The 18,289-nt window shown below is 53.4% G+C and carries 17 protein-coding genes; 12 read left to right on the plus strand and 5 right to left on the minus strand.

The genetic code is table 11. The features are described from left to right. Window positions 1-56: 56 nt before the first annotated feature. From acpS to CHH67_RS15030, 3 genes are all read left to right on the plus strand, one after another. The gene (acpS, locus tag CHH67_RS15020) at window positions 57-455 is read left to right on the plus strand and encodes a holo-ACP synthase (RefSeq protein WP_095266004.1); all 399 of its coding nucleotides are present in this window, start codon (window positions 57-59) and stop codon (window positions 453-455) included. A 27-nt stretch (window positions 456-482) separates the two neighbouring features. Further along, window positions 483-1,631: an A/G-specific adenine glycosylase gene (gene mutY / locus CHH67_RS15025; RefSeq protein ID WP_095266005.1), complete on the plus strand. Its 1,149-nt coding sequence runs from the start codon at window positions 483-485 to the stop codon at window positions 1,629-1,631. Between the two features lie 63 nt (window positions 1,632-1,694). Then, entirely contained in the window at window positions 1,695-2,933 is a 1,239-nt protein-coding gene (locus CHH67_RS15030; RefSeq protein ID WP_095266006.1) for an MFS transporter, read from the plus strand. A gap of 121 nt (window positions 2,934-3,054) precedes the next feature. On the opposite strand, the gene CHH67_RS15035 is transcribed toward CHH67_RS15030, so the two are convergent. Beyond that, window positions 3,055-3,663 (minus strand): superoxide dismutase, encoded by a 609-nt coding sequence (locus tag CHH67_RS15035; protein WP_095266007.1) that lies wholly within the window; start codon window positions 3,661-3,663, stop codon window positions 3,055-3,057. Between the two features lie 299 nt (window positions 3,664-3,962). Here CHH67_RS15035 and CHH67_RS15040 point away from each other — a divergent pair, with 299 nt between their 5' ends. The 9 genes from CHH67_RS15040 (at window position 3,963) to folE (ending at window position 14,414) form a co-directional block, all read left to right on the plus strand. Continuing rightward, window positions 3,963-6,527, plus strand: a complete 2,565-nt coding sequence (locus CHH67_RS15040) for a hypothetical protein (RefSeq protein ID WP_095266054.1) — start codon at window positions 3,963-3,965, stop codon at window positions 6,525-6,527. A gap of 30 nt (window positions 6,528-6,557) precedes the next feature. After that, entirely contained in the window at window positions 6,558-7,349 is a 792-nt protein-coding gene (locus tag CHH67_RS15045) for an ABC transporter ATP-binding protein (protein ID WP_244908207.1), read from the plus strand. Between the two features lie 68 nt (window positions 7,350-7,417). Beyond that, entirely contained in the window at window positions 7,418-8,692 is a 1,275-nt protein-coding gene (locus CHH67_RS15050; protein ID WP_230875816.1) for an ABC transporter permease, read from the plus strand. A gap of 35 nt (window positions 8,693-8,727) precedes the next feature. Next, window positions 8,728-9,834, plus strand: coding sequence for an efflux RND transporter periplasmic adaptor subunit (locus CHH67_RS15055; RefSeq protein ID WP_095266009.1), 1,107 nt, complete (start codon window positions 8,728-8,730; stop codon window positions 9,832-9,834). Window positions 9,835-10,206: 372 nt separating this feature from the next. Then, a complete protein-coding gene (locus CHH67_RS15060; protein ID WP_095266010.1) occupies window positions 10,207-10,632 on the plus strand; it encodes a GNAT family N-acetyltransferase in 426 nt (141 codons plus the stop codon). 204 nt (window positions 10,633-10,836) lie between these two features. Beyond that, complete coding sequence (lepB, locus tag CHH67_RS15065) at window positions 10,837-11,439, plus strand: signal peptidase I (RefSeq protein WP_095266011.1); 603 nt, start codon at window positions 10,837-10,839, stop codon at window positions 11,437-11,439. A gap of 36 nt (window positions 11,440-11,475) precedes the next feature. After that, window positions 11,476-13,326 carry a tRNA epoxyqueuosine(34) reductase QueG gene (queG, locus tag CHH67_RS15070; RefSeq protein WP_095266012.1) on the plus strand — a complete coding sequence of 617 codons (1,851 nt, stop codon included), beginning with the start codon at window positions 11,476-11,478 and terminating at the stop codon, window positions 13,324-13,326. A gap of 140 nt (window positions 13,327-13,466) precedes the next feature. Continuing rightward, complete coding sequence (locus tag CHH67_RS15075; RefSeq protein ID WP_095266013.1) at window positions 13,467-13,700, plus strand: YneF family protein; 234 nt, start codon at window positions 13,467-13,469, stop codon at window positions 13,698-13,700. Between the two features lie 120 nt (window positions 13,701-13,820). Further along, window positions 13,821-14,414, plus strand: coding sequence for a GTP cyclohydrolase I FolE (gene folE, locus CHH67_RS15080; protein ID WP_095266014.1), 594 nt, complete (start codon window positions 13,821-13,823; stop codon window positions 14,412-14,414). 166 nt (window positions 14,415-14,580) lie between these two features. On the opposite strand, the gene CHH67_RS15085 is transcribed toward folE, so the two are convergent. The 4 genes from CHH67_RS15085 to CHH67_RS15100 form a co-directional block, all read right to left on the minus strand. Next, window positions 14,581-14,853: a hypothetical protein gene (locus CHH67_RS15085; RefSeq protein WP_095266015.1), complete on the minus strand. Its 273-nt coding sequence runs from the start codon at window positions 14,851-14,853 to the stop codon at window positions 14,581-14,583. Window positions 14,854-14,885: 32 nt separating this feature from the next. Then, window positions 14,886-16,124 carry a Tle-like phospholipase domain-containing protein gene (locus CHH67_RS15090; RefSeq protein ID WP_095266016.1) on the minus strand — a complete coding sequence of 413 codons (1,239 nt, stop codon included), beginning with the start codon at window positions 16,122-16,124 and terminating at the stop codon, window positions 14,886-14,888. Between the two features lie 24 nt (window positions 16,125-16,148). After that, the gene (locus CHH67_RS15095; RefSeq protein ID WP_095266017.1) at window positions 16,149-16,457 is read right to left on the minus strand and encodes a hypothetical protein; all 309 of its coding nucleotides are present in this window, start codon (window positions 16,455-16,457) and stop codon (window positions 16,149-16,151) included. Between the two features lie 380 nt (window positions 16,458-16,837). Beyond that, window positions 16,838-18,202 carry a Fe-Mn family superoxide dismutase gene (locus tag CHH67_RS15100; RefSeq protein ID WP_095266018.1) on the minus strand — a complete coding sequence of 455 codons (1,365 nt, stop codon included), beginning with the start codon at window positions 18,200-18,202 and terminating at the stop codon, window positions 16,838-16,840. Window positions 18,203-18,289: the final 87 nt, after the last annotated feature.

Genomic DNA, 18,289 nt, shown 5'->3' on the forward strand with positions numbered 1-18,289 from the left:
TTTTTATTTTCCCAAACGACATATTGGCATATTGGAGAAGAAGGGGAGTAGATCTCGTGATATACGGAATCGGCCATGACGTCCTGGAAATCGGGCGAATGGAGATTTTGCTGACCGGACCGCACGGTCAAAAATTTATAGAGCGTGTGCTTACCGAGGCGGAGCGGGTGATCGCAGAGAGGAAGGGCGCCAAGCGTACGGAATTCGTGGCCGGGCGCTTCGCGGCAAAGGAAGCGATATCCAAGTCGTTCGGCTGCGGTATCGGCAAGCTGATCGGCTTTCTCGATATGGAAATATTGCCGGATGCCTGCGGTAAACCGGTGGTTACTTTGTCGCCGGATGCATGGGCGAGGCTCGGCTTGGGCTCTCCCCAGGGCTACACGATTCATCTCAGCATCTCCCATCAGCCCGAGCTGGCCTCCGCTTTTGCCGTTGTCGAAAAGAATGTGGGATAGTTCAATGAAGGAGAACCGCTATTAAATATGTACAATACAGAACATAAACGATATTTCAGCCACGAGCTGCTTGACTGGTACGACAGAAACAAACGTGATTTGCCTTGGAGACGCCACCGGGACCCTTACTATATATGGGTGTCGGAGATTATGCTGCAGCAGACCCGGGTGGATACGGTCATTCCATATTTCCAGCGTTTTATTGAGCGCTTCCCGACGATTGAAGCGCTGGCTGATGCCCCCGAGGATGAGGTGCTCAAATGCTGGGAGGGGCTCGGCTATTATTCGCGTGCCCGCAATTTGCAGCAGGCTGCCCGTCAGGTCAAGGAGCAGTATGGCGGCATGATGCCAAGCGGCAAGGATGAGGTGGCCGGCCTCAAAGGAGTTGGTCCGTATACAGCGGGTGCGATCCGCAGCATTGCCTTCAATATTCCGGCCCCTGCGGTCGATGGAAACGTCATGCGGGTGCTGTCCCGATACTTTCTGATCGAAGAGGATATTATGAAGGTTCGGACCCGGACGCATATGGAGGAGCTGGTCATGACGCTCATTCCGGAGGGCCGGGCCTCTGATTTCAGTCAGGCGCTGATGGAGCTGGGTGCGCTGGTGTGCACACCGAAGTCGCCTAAATGCCTGACGTGTCCGGTCATGCATCACTGTGCGGCCAGATTCGAGGGGAAGGAAGAACAGCTGCCGATCAAGACGAAGGCGAAGCCGCCAAGACCAGAGTATCGGTTGACGGCGATTGTCGAAGGGAGTGGCCAGCATCAGGGCAAGATCCTGGTCCGCAGGCGTCCTGCAACCGGCCTTCTGGCCGGGATGTGGGAGCTGCCGCATGTGACGGTATCGGCTGATGGCAGCGCGAATCTGGCGTCATTGCCGGAAGAGGCCGCTATGGAACGCCTGACAGGCGCGCTGCGGGAAGAGGGCATTCCTGCCACTGCGGCCAGCTATTTCATGGATGCAGAGCATGTCTTTAGCCATATCCGCTGGCATATGCGGGTGTACCGCTGCCAATATCAGGAGCTGCCCTCCGCTGAAGCTTGGGTCGCCGAGACGGCAGCCGCTTATGAGGCACCAGAAGCGCAATATCAATGGATCGATGCGCAGGACATGGAGCGCTATGCGTTTCCTAATGTATTTATCCGCATTTTAGGCGCATATTTTGCATCCTAGACGGACCGAGGGCCAAGGTGCACTCGTCTGTTTGGACTTAGAGGGACATAGGGGGAATAAGCATTGCAGAGCTGGAGGCAGGCACTGCTGTACATTGTCGGGATTGGCATCTCCAATTTGGGAAACTGGATTTATCTGGTTGCGATTAACCTGCTCATATTGCATATGACGGGGTCTCCGGCGGCGGTGGCCGGCTTGTTCATCATTCGTCCGCTGGCCGTGCTGCTGACCAACTCATGGGCCGGAAGCCTGATCGACCGGATGAATCAGCGAAGGCTGATGATCATGACCGATGTGATCCGTGGGATACTTATCGCAGTCATCCCTTTCCTGTCGTCGGTATGGGCGATTTATGCGGTGATGTTTCTTGTCAGTGTGGCTGGCGCATTCTTTGGCCCGACTTCGATGACTTACGTAACCAAGTTGATTGCACCCGAAGACCGCAAGCGATTCAATGCCTGGTCCAGCTTTACAACATCGGGAGCCGTGCTGCTCGGACCGAGCATATCCGGCCTGCTTATCGCCTACACGGATATTCGGGTATGTATTTTCATCAATGCGATATCCTTTCTTCTCTGCGCATGGGTGATCCGTCTCCTGCCTGATGTGGATCAGGAGAAGGCTGCCGAGGGCGAGCCGAAGCAGCGGCTGACGCTGCAGGTCTGGCTTCAGGACTGGAGGTCCGTCATCCGGTTCGGTCAGGCGGCGAAGTATTTCGTGACGGTGTATATTTTATTCCAGACGGTGATGCTGCTCGGGTTCGCTCTGGATTCGCAGGAGGCGACCTTTATCAAGCAGGTGCTGCTGCTTGGCGATGAGGGCTACGGCTTGCTGGTGAGCGTGGCGGGTGCAGGCTACTTGGCCGGTTCAGCGGCAGCGTCCTTTTCCGTGAAGCTCTTGTCCCTGCGGATGTTCATCAGTGCGGGCACTTTGCTGTCGAGTCTCGGCTATTTATTGTTCTATGCGTCGTCCGGCCCGATGGTTGCTGCGGCGGGGTTCATTCTGTTCGGATTCTTCTCTTCCTATGCCAATGCGGGCTTTACCACGTTCTTTCAGAATCAGGTGCCGATTGAGCTAATGGGACGCTTTAGCAGTGTAACCCGGCTGGCGGAAGGAATGCTGCAAATTGTGCTGACGCTCTTGCTCGGCTTTGCCGCAGACCTGTGGTCATTGCAGGTGGTTTGTCTGATCGGCGCCGGCGCGGCCGTTGCCGTATCGGTGGCTGTGCTTGTGGCGGTATATGCGCCTTCCAGGTCGCATCATTATGAGCCTCCGGCATCTAACAGAAGTGCGGCAACGTAGCCCCCGGTTGATAGACGGGCGGGTGCAGGATGAATGATGTGTGGTTATGAATATGCATATAAAAACAGGCTGCCTATGTAGAAATCATCTACAGGCAGCCTGTTCTTATATAGACCGTAACTTACTTCGCGTTCTCGTAGCGCTTGCCAACTTCTTCCCAGTTTACAACGTTCCAGAAAGCAGCGATGTAGTCAGGGCGTTTGTTTTGGTATTTCAGGTAGTAAGCATGCTCCCATACGTCCAGACCAAGGAGAGGCGTTTGCCCTTCCATGATTGGGCTGTCCTGGTTAGGCGTGCTGGTGATTGCAAGTTTGCCGTCTTTTACAACCAGCCATGCCCAGCCGCTGCCGAAGCGAGTTGTAGCTGCTTTCGCAAAATCTTCTTTGAATTTGTCGAAGCCGCCAAGCTCGTTGTTGATCGCATCAGCCAGTGCGCCGGTAGGTTGTCCGCCGCCGTTTGGCCCGATGATTTCCCAGAACAGGGAGTGGTTGGCATGTCCGCCACCATTGTTGCGAACCGCAGTGCGGATGCTCTCAGGTACAGCGTCAAGGTTGCCAATCAGCTCTTCCAAGCTTTTGTTTTGCAGTTCAGGAGCGCTTTCCAGAGCTGCGTTCAGGTTCGTTACATAGGTGTTATGGTGGCGATCATGGTGGATCTCCATCGTTTGTGCGTCGATGTGTGGCTCGAGCGCGTCATTTGCGTAAGGAAGCGGTGGTAATTGGAATGCCATAATGAAATACCTCCTGATATTATATAGTTTTTGGTTATGATCAAAGCACTTCCTTCATTATAAAGTGGAGGAAGTCTTTATCATCCGAAGCCAGCCCATATGTAATGTTGACTACACTACATATATTAAACCTTTTGAGGGGATTAAATCAACATTTATGTTTGAAAAGTCCGTGAAGAGGGGATGAAGTCTTTTTTTAAAACTAATGATCGGCATCTGTCGTTATTGTAGTATAGCCCATCCACCCGCAGAAAAATCACGGATGATGGGGAGGAAAGGAGGAGCATCCTTGTATGCTTATGAACAGTAAAAGCTTCAGAGCGGCAGTCATCCTGCTGGCCGCTGCCCTGGCCGTCACTCCGCAGGCTAGTGCGGCTAACAATGTTAGTTCGAGCTCCGGGAAGACGGCGCCAGCTGCTAACGCGTCCCTTAACTGGAATGTAAAGCTGGGCGATGGGGTCACCGCAGCGCTGGAGCAGGCGGATGTATGGCGCCAGGATAGCGGCAATGTGGCTGTGTTTACTCTCCGCTACAAGAACGGAGGGAAGAGCCCTGCACGACTAGTATCTTATTTTCCTAAGGCGGTACTTCCCGGGGGGGACGTCAAAGCTGCCAATCCGATTACGAAGGATCTGGCGAAGAAGAAGGTTGAGCCGGGCCAGAGCCTGAGTGTGACCTACTATGTAAAAACGGAGCAGGCATCCATATCCGGAATGAAGCTGGTTATGGACGTGTGGAACCCGAAGGTAAAAGGATACTTGGAGCGTGTCGGGTCTTATAGAATACCGGCTGCATACTCGGCTGCGGTTGCTTCCGGAGCAGCGCGGAAGCTCAGTTTAGGGGGAACGCCGGTTACGGTCAAGGCCGAATCGCTGGAAGTGATCAAGCATGACGGCAAGGTATATGCCAAGGTCGGCATGTCGCTGACAAATCACGGAAGCCGTGTCTGGACCGACAAAGCACTGAATCCGTATTTGGCAACAGGCAGCGGGAGTGCCTTCGAGCTTCAGCGAGAAGCGGGAATGGAAGGAGTCCCTGTGCAGCCCAAAGAACGGAAAAAGGTCTACTACATAACAGAAATCCCTTCCTACCTTAAAACAACCGATCTTCGTTTTCTGTGGACGGAAACCGACGATACGCTGAAGCTGGATCTCCCGGTGGCCTCCTTCAAGCTGCCCAAGGCCATATCGCCCCAGTGGGATGTGCCTGAAGGAGAGGCCAAGTCCTTGACGATATCCGGACAGCCGGTAGAAGCCAGCGTCCGCCAGGCATTGCTGCGGGTTTCGGGCGATCAGGCAATGTGGAATATCGAGGTGGCCTTCAAGAACAACGGAAAGAAATCGGTGACGGTTCCTGCCTATGATTATGCTATCAAAGCCTCGGAGGGCTCTCTGTATCCTTATGAGGCAGAGGATCGGGGCGCGCTGACCATCAAGCTCAGCCCGGGGGAGGAGCGTGCAATCACACTCGATATGGCGCTGCCGGCTCAATTGGATCAGGAACGGCTGAGACTCCGCATGATTGCACCATCCGGGGATAACGGGACAATCGGTACGCCCGCAGATCAGGAATCAGGCGGTCCTGCAGCTCCTAAGGTAATGGCTCATATTAACCTGCCATTGGCCTATTTCAGCATCCCTTATCAAACTGAGCGCAGATCCTCGATCGGCGTGGAGTATCCGCCACAAAGCCCGAAAGGATTCGCCTATACATTGGAATCTATTCAGCGGCTTCCATGGCAGGATACGGATCTTGTGGTGGCGAAGCTTCGTTTGCGTAATCCCCATGAGACGAATTCGATTCTGCTGCCTGAACTGACGGCGGAGGTGATAGCGGATGAGAAGGTCTTGCTGTCGGCTCCAGAAGTGATTGCGGAGGAGCAAGGATCACGGATCGCACCGGGAGCTGCGACAGAAGTGTACGTCATGGCAAAGATTCCATATACAAATGATATTCAAACCCTGCGCTTCCGGTTGTCTACGCAGCAGGATAGCGCCAAAAGTCCTTTCCTGACATGGACCGCCTCGGGTCACGCCCAATCCGTGGAGCGTCTGGAACAAGGAAAGCCTTATTCAATCAAGACGGCTGGCAAGAGATCGGAATTGCAGGAGCGGCGAACGATCATCTATGAAGGAACAGACTCGGACATCATTTATTCTGAATTTACCTTGGCCAGCAGCGAGCAGCGCCGGATCCAGGCTCCATTAATGAAGGGATATTTCCAGGGGACCAGCGGACAGATCTACGAGGCCGAAACGGTACAGCCGGAAACGCCGCTTCAACCCGGAGCCAAGCAGTTGGTTACCTTCTGGGCGAGAGTGCCGAAAGGGGCCGGAAGCGACTTGCAGCTGGCTCTGGGTACAGCGATGACAGGGAACAAACTGGCAGAGTCGGGTACAGAAGCAACCGGCATAATGAGCGTGAAGAAGCTGACGCTGAATCCGGTTCGACCGGCCACAAGCAGAGGTCTGACTCAGCTGGACTGGTATCCTTATCAAATTTCTGTTACGAAATTAGCAGGGTCTCTGCAGGAGGGAAGCCCGACCATTTCACTGAATCTAACGTTTGATGTTAAACGGACTGACAGCATCACCGCTGCCGATGCCGGGCATAAGCTGATCTTAACGATCAAGGACAGCCTGGGTCAGACACAGGAGCGGGTGCTTACCCCGGGAACCGATATCCAGGTGCCGGGAACCCGGACGGTTTCGCTTGAATTAACGGACGAGCAGTATAAGAGACTTCGGGGCGGATGGCTTAGCCTGACGTTGTCGGATGAGTTCCAGAATGAACGGATTATTATGGGAAGCCAAACCGTTAACCTGACCTTCTATCCGAATTCGGTGCCGGATTCGGAGTGGTAACGATGAGCAAAGGAAAGGAATCGAGCGAACATGTTACGTTTGGAAAATGTATCGCACAGCTTCAAGAACGGCAGTGAAGTGCTGAAGGTGCTTCACCATATCGAGTTCGAGGTGAAGGAAGGCGAGATGATAGCTTTGCTTGGCAGCTCGGGCTCGGGGAAGTCCACATTGCTTAACTTGATGGCGGGGCTGATGAAGCCGACGGAGGGCCATATTTATATCGCCGGCCAGGATATCGTCAAATTCAGTGAAAACAAGCTCGCCGTCTTTCGGCGCAAGCATATCGGATTTATATTTCAGGCTTATGAACTGATTCCTACGCTGACGATATTGGAAAATGTGGAGCTTCCGCTAGTCTTCCAATCGGTTTCTGGATCAAAACGCCGGAAAAAGGCACTAGATCTCTTGGAAATGACGGGAATCGCAGACAAGGCCCGCCTTTATCCTTCCCAGCTTTCGGGAGGCCAGCAGCAGCGGGTTAGTATTGCCCGTTCGCTGATTACGGAGCCCTCGGTCATTTTTGCTGACGAGCCAACGGGTAATCTGGACACCCGTACGGAAGAAGAGATTATTCGGATCATGATGAATCTTAACGAATCGATGAATACGACATTTGTCGTCGTCACGCATGAAATGGAAGTTGCCGCCCAGATGAAAAAAACAATCATGCTTCGAGACGGTTATTTGGTCCGTCCGGATGAGAAGCAGCCGATGCTGGCTCATGCTCCATCGCTTCCTGGAGGCGATCTGCAGGCTTCTGCTGATGAATCTGACATGCAAGATGATTCGGAGAGCGCGGAGAAGGCAGGTGACGTCAGCTGAAACTAACAGACAGTATGCGGCTCGCATGGGGGCAGATCAAGCGTCGTAAAGTCGTTACAGCCTTGTGTATGACAGGTATATCGATTGGCTGCGCGGCGATCATTGTAGCGATCAGCATAGGCAATGCCGCTCAAAGTTATTTGGATAAGGAAATCATAGGCGGTTTGAAATTAGATGAAATAACGGTAACCCCCCAGAGCATGGGTGGAAATAGAGGTGGCGAGGAGCAGGATGGACTGGAGCGGGGACTGCTGACCGAGGACAAGCTTCAAGTCATTGAGGGTTTCCGCCACGTAAAATCTGTCATTCCATCCAAGCAGCTTGGATATCTTCGCTTTGTCTCTTCCGACAATCTGGTCCATGATGGGATCAATGTCATGGCTGTGGATCTGTCGAAACTGAGGGAGCAGGGGAATCAGTTCCAGCAGGGCGGTCCGCTCGATCAGGTAGGTGCCGTTGTGCTTAATTACGGAGCCACAACAGGCTGGAAGGATTCGGAGACAGCCAAAAGATTAATGGAGATGATCAATAGCGACGGCAATAACCCGATGCTGTGGGAAGAATATGAAATGTATGAAAGAAACATCACAGATATGATGGGCAAGAGCCTTCAGCCGGAGCAGATGATTGGGGAGAAGATGGTGCTCGGCCCGCAGCTTTATATCGGAGGCATTCTGGAGGTAGAGAAAGGTCAAAACCCGATGTATGCCATGTATGACCGCCGGGCTTATATCTCCTTTGAAACGGCGGAGTGGCTGAGCGACTATCTAAACCCTGAAGACAACTCTTCCACAAAGCGGCGGACCTTCGATACCTTGACGGTAAAGGTAGATGATCTTCAGAACATCAGGCCGCTTGAAGAGCTGATATCCAAGCTGGCCCTGAATGCCACCGACAATCTGGCGGCGCGGGACCAAATTGCTTCTCAGCTGAATACGTTCAAGGCAATTGCACTGGGTATCGGTATTTTCATTTTGCTGCTGGCCTCAATCTCGATTATTGTGGCTATGACGATGTCCACGCATCAGCGCCGTCGCCAAATCGGTATTATGAAGGTTCTCGGAGCGCATATGGGTCAGATTCGGATCATGTTTATTGTGGAGGCCAGTGTGCTCGGTTTTCTTGGTGGCTTGCTTGGGATCGTCTTCGCTTTTTTGATTATTAACGGGTTGAACTCGTTTATTACGGCATCGGCAGGGATAGCCGGGCTGCAAATTGCCGTGACCCTGGATACATTGCCTATCGGAATCGCATTCGCAGTTATGACGGGAATTCTATCGGGGATTTACCCGGCGATCAGTGCGGCTAGGACCAACGCGCTGCTGGCGATTAAGCGGGATTAGGATATGAGAGACATCGGAAAGGATGCTAAAACGGTATGAAAAAGGTCATTAAATGGTTGGTCATTGTATCGGTGCTGGCTGTGGCCGGCTATTGGATTTATGGGCAGATGAAGCCGGGGGAGCCTGAAGTATTCATGATGGAAGAGCCGCAGGTTATCTCTTTTCCAGTGACCGAAGAGACCGTCGTATCGACTGTACAGGTTAAGGGGGCCTCGGAGTATGGACATGAAACGATGGTGTATGCCCCTTTTGAAGGTACAGTGGAGGCTTGGAACGTCACGAACGGTCAGCAGGTCAAGAAGGGCGATGTCATGTTTAAGCTGGACGAAAAGCCCATCCGCCAGCAACTGCAGCAGAAGGAAGCCGAACGGAAAAAGCGGAAGCTGGAGCAGGAAAAGAGGGAGATGGAGCAGGAATTGAAGGAATTCACCCTCAATCAGGAGCTCGACAACGCTCCGATGGGAGCGACGGAGGCAGAGCGCTTGAAGATGCTGGCTGACCAAGAGAGCGCGCGTCTTAGCGGCGAGCTGGATTCTGTGAACGAGCTGATCGAAGAACAGACGATCACCGATTTGAACGATCGGCTGAAGAAATCGACCTACACATCGCCTACAGCAGGTATTTTTCTGTTCGGCAACTCAGAGCAGCAGCCGCAATCCCTTACAGCGAACCAATATATAGGCAAAATTGTGGATCTGAATTCGCTTCAGTTTGTGGCCTATGCCGGGGAAAATGAGGTGTTCAGCATTAAGCCGGGCATGGAAGTCGAGGTGAAGCATTCGTCTCTGAAAGATATCCGACTGAAGGGAGAGGTGAAGGAGGTAGCCAAATTCGCGGAGACGATCTCCCAGGAGAAACAGACCTCCCAGGCACCTCAGTTCAAGGTCATCATCTCTCTACCTGAAAATGATCGCTTGATCGGCGGACTGACCTTGACCGGGGACATCGTAACCGAGCGCAAGGAGAAGGCTGTTGTTGTTCCGAAGCTGGCGGTATTGACCGAAGGCGAAACCAGCTACGTTATGGTGGATAAGGGCGACGGACAAATCGAGCGGCAGGATATCCAGACCGGGATGCAGACACTGGACAAGATAGAGGTGTTATCCGGGCTAAAGCCGGGGGACACGGTCGTCCTTCAATAAAATCATGACAGTATACCAGGCGTCTTTCCGGGCATACCGGAAGGGCGCTTTTTATATAAAGATGCAAGAAAGAGATCGAAAAAGCGCGGGAAATGTTGGATCTTATCATTTAACGTTCAGCTAATAAATACCCCGGTTTTATCAAATATTTTCGCTGTGTAATATGGAAATAAATGTTTCTCCAAAAATGTAAACGCTTAATATGAAGCGCTTTCAGAAGAAAACTCGTGAATTTCTGCGGAAATTGTGGTTTAATGGACAAGGGAAAAGGATTATGGCCATTTTTGTAGTATTGAAAAATGTTAGGTTTGCATAAACGCAAGACGATACAATTGTAAACCGCATCATGTTAACGAAAAGGGAGATTGGGAGATGCATGTTCGTTCCTTTCAGTTGAGTGATTGTAACCCGGTAACAGAACTTCTGCGAATCGCTTTGTCGGAAGAATGCTACGAGAATACGATGAAGCCCTTCTCAAGACAACTCGCTTGGGACTCGGACCTGATTATGGTAGCGGAAGAAGACGGGGAAATCGTCGGTGCCTTGATCGGCACGATTGAGCGCAATCATGGTTGCTATTACCGCATAGCCATTCATCCTGATCATCGCAGAAAGGGAATTGGCAAAGCGCTTGTTTCGGCTATGGAGCAACGCTTTCAATCGCGCAAGGTCAGCCGGATCCTCGTTGCGGGTGATGAGCACAATGCTGCCGCTATGCCATTTTATGAGGCTCTGGGTTACGGAGCTAACCAAATCCTGAAGTCGTTCCAGAAGCTTAGCATCGTGAGCCAACAATAGGTACATATCGCGAAAATAAGCCCCTAGAACAGCAGGCCTGCAGGCTTCCATAGAGACATGAATGGACCGTTAAACAATATGAGCATATCTTTCAGCCGTTGCAAATGGGTGGGAGATATGCTTTTCTATTAATGTACCTGTATTTGGGTGAAGGCATCGTCTTCCGGTGCTTCCCAGGTGAAAAAGACACAAGGAAGGTGTATTATGGAACAAGTAATTCCACCGGAATCTCCCAATCGCGGAGAGGGTAACGGTCCTGAGAATCCTAAGACCGGCAGTAATGGATGGGCTACGGAGCTGTGGGACTGGATCAAGACGATTGCTATTGCATTTGTTATCATGGTGCTTCTTAATATGTATGTTTTCAATCTGTCCATGGTAAAAGGGGAGTCGATGCAGCCTACGCTGGTGGCATCGGAGCGACTGTTCATTAATAAAGTGGTGTATCATTTCTCCAAGCCTGCGCGAGGAGATGTTGTTGTGCTGAAAGATCCGAGCCAAGGGCCGGACAAGAAGGAATTTCTGGTGAAGCGTATTGTTGGCGTTCCGGGGGACACCATTGAAGTGAAGAACCAGAAGCTGTATGTCAATGGTGAAGCCCAGGTGGAATCGTATACGGATGTTCCGATTGAAGATCCCGGCTTCCAGCCGGTTACGCTGGAGGAAGGCCACTACTTTGTAATGGGGGATAACCGCCATCTTGGAAAGAGCAAGGACAGCCGCATGTTCGGAAGTGTGAAGGAATCCGACATTGTTGGCCGGGCGGAGTTCATCTTCTGGCCGATCTCGGAAATTAAAAAATTATAACGCTGTTTCTCAAACGGTGAAAGGAGGCGCTGGAGAATGACAGACAGACTAGGCTCTTACGCTCCTCCGCCTTCGGTTTGGGAGGAATTGAAAGCGGAGCTGAAGCAGGCTGCGCCGGAGCTCGGCATTGATGATATCGGATTCGCTTCAGCGGAACCGTTCGTGTCGCTGAAGTCCATCCTGCAGCAGCATCGTGATAAAGGCTATGAGTCCGGCTTTGAAGAGCCGGACTTGCACAAGCGGGTGACGCCTATGCTCCCGGGGACCGAGCCGGCGTCACTTATTGCGATTGCGGTGGCTTATCCGTCGAAGATGGCCAATCCGCCGAAGTCGGAGCCCGGCAAATATCGGGGCATTATGGCCCGGTCAGCGTGGGGGCGGGATTACCATCATGTGCTTCGGGAGGCGATGAGCCGTCTGGAAGCTTTTATTCGTGAGCGAGTGCCTGATGCGGTGCTCGAGAGCATGGTGGATACAGGCGCGCTGGTCGATCGCGCTGTAGCGCAGCGGGCGGGCATCGGCTTTAGCGCCAAAAACTGTGCGATCATCTCCCCGAAGTATGGATCATGGATTTACTTGGGTGAGATGGTGACGAATATCCCGTTTCCGCCGGATACGCCGGTTACCGAGGACTGCGGCGAATGCACGAAATGCATTGATGCCTGCCCGACTGGCGCGCTCGTCGGCCCCGGGCAGCTTAATAGCCAGCGCTGCATATCCTTCCTTACCCAGACGAAGGGATTCCTGGACGAGGAGGTTATGCGCAAGATCGGCAACCGGCTGTATGGCTGCGACACTTGCCAAATCGTCTGCCCGAAGAACCGGGGGAAGAACTGGGACCATCATCCGGCGCTTCAGCCTGATCCGGAGAAGGCGAAGCCGCTCTTGCTGCCGATTCTGGATCTGAGCAACCGCGAATTCAAGGAAACTTACGGGGATACGGCGGCGGCCTGGCGAGGCAGAAAGCCGATCCAGCGCAACGCTGTAATTGCGCTTGGCAACTTTAGAGACGCTTCGGCAGTACCGAAGCTTAGCGAGGTGCTGCTGAAAGATCCGCGCCCGGAGCTGCGCGGTACCGCTGCGTGGGCTCTGGGCCGAATTGGAGGCGAAGAAGCAATGAACAACTTAGAGAAAGGCATGGCTTCCGAACAAGACAGTCAGGTTCGGAACATGCTGCAGCAAGCCTTATCCAAATTGAAATCGGCGTCGAATACCGATACGCCGGCTGCGGAACATGAGCAGGCGAGATCGCAGACTGACAATGCGGAAGCGCACGGCGCTTCCGGACAAGGGGGTACACAGCAAGGCAGCGGCCCGGCTGATGCGCCTGTTCAGGGAGCCGAGCCGATGGCCGTCCCGGAAGGCGGTCCGGAGATGATCTATTATGATGAGATCCAATCGCCCGTCGGGCCATTGACGCTGTGCGCAACCGACAAAGGCCTGTGCTTGATTGAATTCGGCAGCTTTTATGTAAAGGAAGCCGTCATTCAGCAATGGTCCCGGACCTGGGCCGGCAACGGCGGGTACAAGCGGGATCCGGAGCGGCTTGCTCCGGCAGCGCAGCAGCTTAAGCAGTATTTTGCCGGTGAATTGAAGGCGTTTGATCTGCCGCTTGATATGCGGGGCACCTCCTTCCAGCTCCAGGTATGGGAGGCGCTCAAGGCCATTCCTTACGGTTCGGTGCGCTCATATAAAGACATTGCGGAGTCGATTGGACGTCCGAAGGCGGTGCGGGCGGTCGGCGGCGCAAACAACAAGAACCCGATTCCGATTGTGGTGCCATGTCACCGCGTGCTCGGGGCGGACAACTCTCTGATCGGTTACGGCGGCGGGGTGGAGCTTAAGCGAACACTGCTGGTGCTTGAAGGAGCTATTGCCGATCGGTAGAAGGGAACACGGCTTGTCTTTACTGAAATATGCCTAGCGGCATATTTCTTATTTGCCGTCTTTTAGAGGACATGCTATGATAGGTTCGTCGTATATGCGACAACGAGTGGAGAATATTAGTGTCTAAAGGTGGTCAAGTGATGCATATTGTCATTCCGATTATCACGTTAATTGTGGGTTTAGTGGCCGGATTTTTCATCGGTGCGTTTTATTTGCGGAAGCAATTGGAGAAAATGCAGAGTGATCCGGAAATGCTGCAGAAGATGGCGAAGCAAATGGGCTATAATATGAACAGCAAACAGATGCAGCGCGCACAGCAAATGATGAAGAATCAACCGCTTCCTGGCAAAGGGCAAGGTCGCAAACGTAAATAATCATGACAGAAGCGTCAATCCCGCTTGAAGCATGGGGCGGTGGTGGCCGCTTCTCTTTATAAATACCGCTAACAGCGGAAATGTTGCCCGTTGTATTCGGAAACGGAAGGAGGATGTACCGTGTCAGGCGTTAAAGACTACGTTAATCATAAAGTGGGTCAGCATCGTGAGCAGATTGAATATCATGTAGAGCAGATACTGAAGCTGATCGGTGAAGATCCAAGTCGGGAAGGACTGCTCGAAACCCCTGCAAGAGTGACCCGAATGTACGAGGAAATTTTTGCAGGGTATGAAGTGGACCCGAAAGACGTTCTGGGTGTTACCTTTGACGAGAACCATGAAGAGCTGGTGATCGTGAAGGATATTGTGTATTACAGCCAGTGTGAGCACCATATGGCGCCGTTCTTCGGCAAGGTTCATATCGGCTATGTACCGAGCGGTAAAATTGCCGGGTTGAGCAAGCTGGCCCGTCTGGTGGAGGCCGTTACCCGCCGCCTGCAGGTACAGGAGCGGATTACAGCGCAGATTGCGGATATTATGGTTGAAGCGCTGCAGCCTAATGGCGTGATGGTTGTTGTGGAAGGGGAGCATCTGTGCATGTGTGCACGGGGCGTGAAGAAGCCTGGAAGCAAAACCGTGACCTCTGCCGTTCGCGGAACGTTCCAGAGCGATGCTGCGCAGCGTGCCGAGTTTCTGTCCTTGATCAAGGACTGAGTGGGTCATATATTCATAAGGAAGGGCTTTGCCTGTGATGGCAAAGCCCTTTTTGGTGTGTGCAGCAGGATGCGAAAGCTAGAATGTCAGGGAGCGAATCCCCAGTATATGTTTTGACACGGAAGACGCAGAGGCATCCACAGCGGTGCCCTGGGTGGGTCCTGCTTCAAGAGGCGCCATCCACACGCTTCATCTCCTGCACGTACTGCACCAGCACTCTTTTTTGCTGTTCAATGTCCTGGATGCGGCGAGCGATTTCGGTGAAGAACACCTCGATCTCATCGCGCAGCAGCAGAGCCGATTGTCCTTTCCAGTCCTGCAGACGGGCGTACAGCATGCGCGCCTCCCGCTCATCGGTCTGTATCGCTGCCAAAAGCCCGGTCAGCTCGCGCTCGGCCTGCAGCAAATCGTCCAGCTCGAGTAATATTTCCCGGTTCATATAATCCCTCCCCAGGGGTTAGTTGAAGGTTGTTAGCTGCTGCGATCCGTTCGCTCGAACAGATCGGCTTTATAACTGATGTAGTTCACGATATCGGTCGTGTGCTGCAAATGCCACTGGCTCATCGACACAATCGAGGCATCCAGCTGCTGTACGATCGGCTGCAGCCGCCGGCTGTGGCTGGAGTTCAAGTATCGGGCAAGACGCTGGCGAATGCCCTGCAGCTCGTTGTGACTGTGCTGGGCGTGGGCTCTCCACCGTTCGGCCACATTTCTTAGCTCGGCTGGCGTCACCTGAATCGTCCCGGCTGAGAGGCCTGCCAGACCGCCGGTTAAAGACCAAGGCATCGCTTGGCCAAACAGGCTCAAGGCAGGGTAGCCGCTCGCCCATGGCGCTCTTGAGAAGTCAACCCGTTTATCGGTTGCTCCATCGTACAGCCGGTTGGAGATATACCCGTTCTCGAACTGGTAGCGGTCCAGCTGATGATAGTTCGGTCCGCCGAGGGTATTGGCGATTTTGTCCTTGATGCTCAAGCCGTCGTTAGCTTCTCTATAACTGGAATCTATGTAGTAGGTGGAGCCGACATGCCCCTCATACCCACCGAACGCTCCGCTGGCGATAATGTCGCCCGGGTGGGCATAGTTCACGATCAGGTCGTTAAATTCGCCGTTCTCGGCTCTTCTTCGGTATTCGGGAGACAAGCTTCCGATGACGGAGGGAGCACTGAAGGTGACGGCCGGTATGCCGGTATAGGCTGCTGCGTACTGCGCGTTCGCGCCTCCCAGCGAGTGTCCGGTCATCGAGAAATCGAAATTTTTGTATTTCTTCTGCATGTCCTTGGCATAATCCTCAGCCTGGTACAGCTGGTTTTTGCCAATAAAATCAGTGGTCTTGTCCCACTTGCGCGATTGTTCGCCGAACCAGTCCTTGACCGTGGTAAGACCAACCGTATCCTCGATCTTCGTTAGATGTTCATCAAACGGGCGCTTGACCTCGGTTTTTCGCTTGATCTCGTTGATGCCGATGCCGGCATCGGTGATGTAATCGGGAACGGATGCGCTCAGCCCCTCGCTGCCTTCGGTGCCGCGGTAAGCGATGACCGCTTCACCGGAGTTGCGGTTGACGAAGGTGACGGCATCGAAGCCGGATACCCGATAGCTTTTCGTATCCTCGAGAACTTCCCAGCCTGGAAGATCCCCGATCTGTTCACCTTCCTTCAGATCTTTGTACGCGAGTCTGGATAACTTCTGATATGTTTCATCATCTACCATCTTGCGGTCCTCCGAATGAATACATTATTTCGAGCCTTGAGCCTCAAGCGCTTCTTTCAATTGCGGGCTCATGACAAAATTCTTGGTCTCCTGTGTGTTGAAATTGACGGACAGATTGAAGGTCTGGTCCTCATGCCCTTGTACATAGCCTTCAACATCAATTTCATCCGCAACATAGGAAGGGACCTTCTTGGCACCGGTAATCTGGACCTCGAGGCCGTATTCCTCCCGGAAGTGCTTGATCACCGTTTCCTTGGCTTGTTCAAGCAAGGCTTCCTCCTCTGTTGCAGGTGTGACCTGGCCCCCATTATTCGGGGATTCATGGGCGTTCATGCTTTGGCAACCTCCTAATACGATCGTAAATAACATCCCTATCGCAAGCAGCATCCGGAATCCGGAGCGAGTGCGGCTCGGCATAACCCTATCATCCCCTTGATATTCATCGATTGGCTTACCGGTATCATAATCCAGTATTCAGGTCCATTCAACGGGAGAATTAACCAGAAATTTGGTGAATTAGGCCTAAGATTGGATTGTGTCCCTGGACCTGGATGTTGCGGCTTCTCGGAGAGACGAGCCTCGGCATAGTTCATGAGGAGAAGGAAGCCCGCCCCACGCTTACCGCTAGCGAGAAGGGCAGGCTGTACTCTGCTTAATACCCCGTTATGCGAAGTTTGAAGCATCGGTTATGCAAGACAACTGGAATTTCCTTATCAGAATGGCGGCCACTTCAGAGTACGGGCGTGGCGGAAGCGCTCGGCCACCTCAGGCCAGTACACGACATTCCACCAGTTCCGAATATAGTCGGCGCGCTTGTTCTGATATTTCAAATAATAGGCATGCTCCCATACATCCAGCGCGAGGAGCGGGACGACATCCCACTGGGATAAATTCTGATGCTTCTCGGCCTGAAGAATTTCCAGGCGATGGCTGCGCGGGCTCCAGACGAGGATGGCCCAGCCGGAGCCTTCGACTTTGTCGGCGGCTTCGGTGAAGTGCTTCTTGAAACGCTCGAAGCTTCCGAAGTCTTGATTGATCTGCTGAGCGAGTTCCCCTGTCGGCGCACCTCCGCCTTTCGGGTTCATAATGCTCCAGAAGATCGTGTGCAGATAATGACCGGCTCCATGGAATGCCAGCTCGCGTTCCCAGTGCTTCACCAGCTCGAAGTTGCCGGTTTTGCGCGCTTCCTCAAGTTTGTTCTCCGCGTTGTTGAGCCCGTCTACATAGCTTTGGTGATGGGCATCATGATGCAGGCGCATGGTAGCCTCATCAATATGGGGCTCCAGCGCATTGTACGGGTACGGAAGCGGCGGCAGCTTGTGCCCGCCTATCGGAACAGGCTTGCTGCCCGCCGGGCCATAGACCGAGCCAGGACCGTTACCGCCGGGCGCATGATCCGAGGCGGCCCGGGCCTCGGCCTCGGCTTCCCCCTCGGCCCGGGCATCCGCCGTGGCAGCTGCCTTGGCGGGCTCCGTGGCTGCCGATATCGCCGCAGCCGGGGCGTTGCTGCCCGTCCCCTCAGGGGCAGAGGTGATCCCCGCCTCTAGGGTGTCCGATGGATGCGGCGCGGCGTCCTGGGCAGCCTGGGGAACTTCGGCCCGAGGCGGGTGGAGCGTCTGCTCCGACTTGGCGCTCGCCATCCATCGTTCAAGCGCTCCAGGAGCATTCAAGGGCTCGAGCACGCGCAGGAAATACTCGGATTCGCGAATAATGTGCAGCAGCACCTTGTCTGCGAGCGGCGCTTGTCGTACAGCCGGGCTGGCATTTCTCAAGTCATGCAGCTGGCGGATGAAGTGCTGGGATTGGTCAAAGGATACTCTGAGCAGCTGCTCCACCTGGCTGATCAGATGAGCCGGGACCGAAGCGCCGTGCTCCAGGATCTGACGAAGCAGTGCGTCGGCCGCTCTCTCCGTCTCTGCAAATACGACATGCCATTCATTGAACAGCCTGACGTAAGGCTGCTCCAGTGCTGGCACAACCGTCTGAATAAACTCGGTATGCTCCATCTCCTGCTGCTTCCAGAAGCGGATTTCCTCCAGGATGCGTGCCGGGAGCAGGGTGCCGTATATCAATAACATAATTCCTTCCCTCCTGTTCCTGTCCTCACTATTACATACTGTATTCGCAGGCAGGCTTGTACTATGAGACAAGAATAAATAAATAAC

The sequence above is a fragment of the Paenibacillus campinasensis genome, assembly GCF_002272015.1.
GTDB classification, from domain to species: domain Bacteria; phylum Bacillota; class Bacilli; order Paenibacillales; family Paenibacillaceae; genus Paenibacillus_AQ; species Paenibacillus_AQ campinasensis.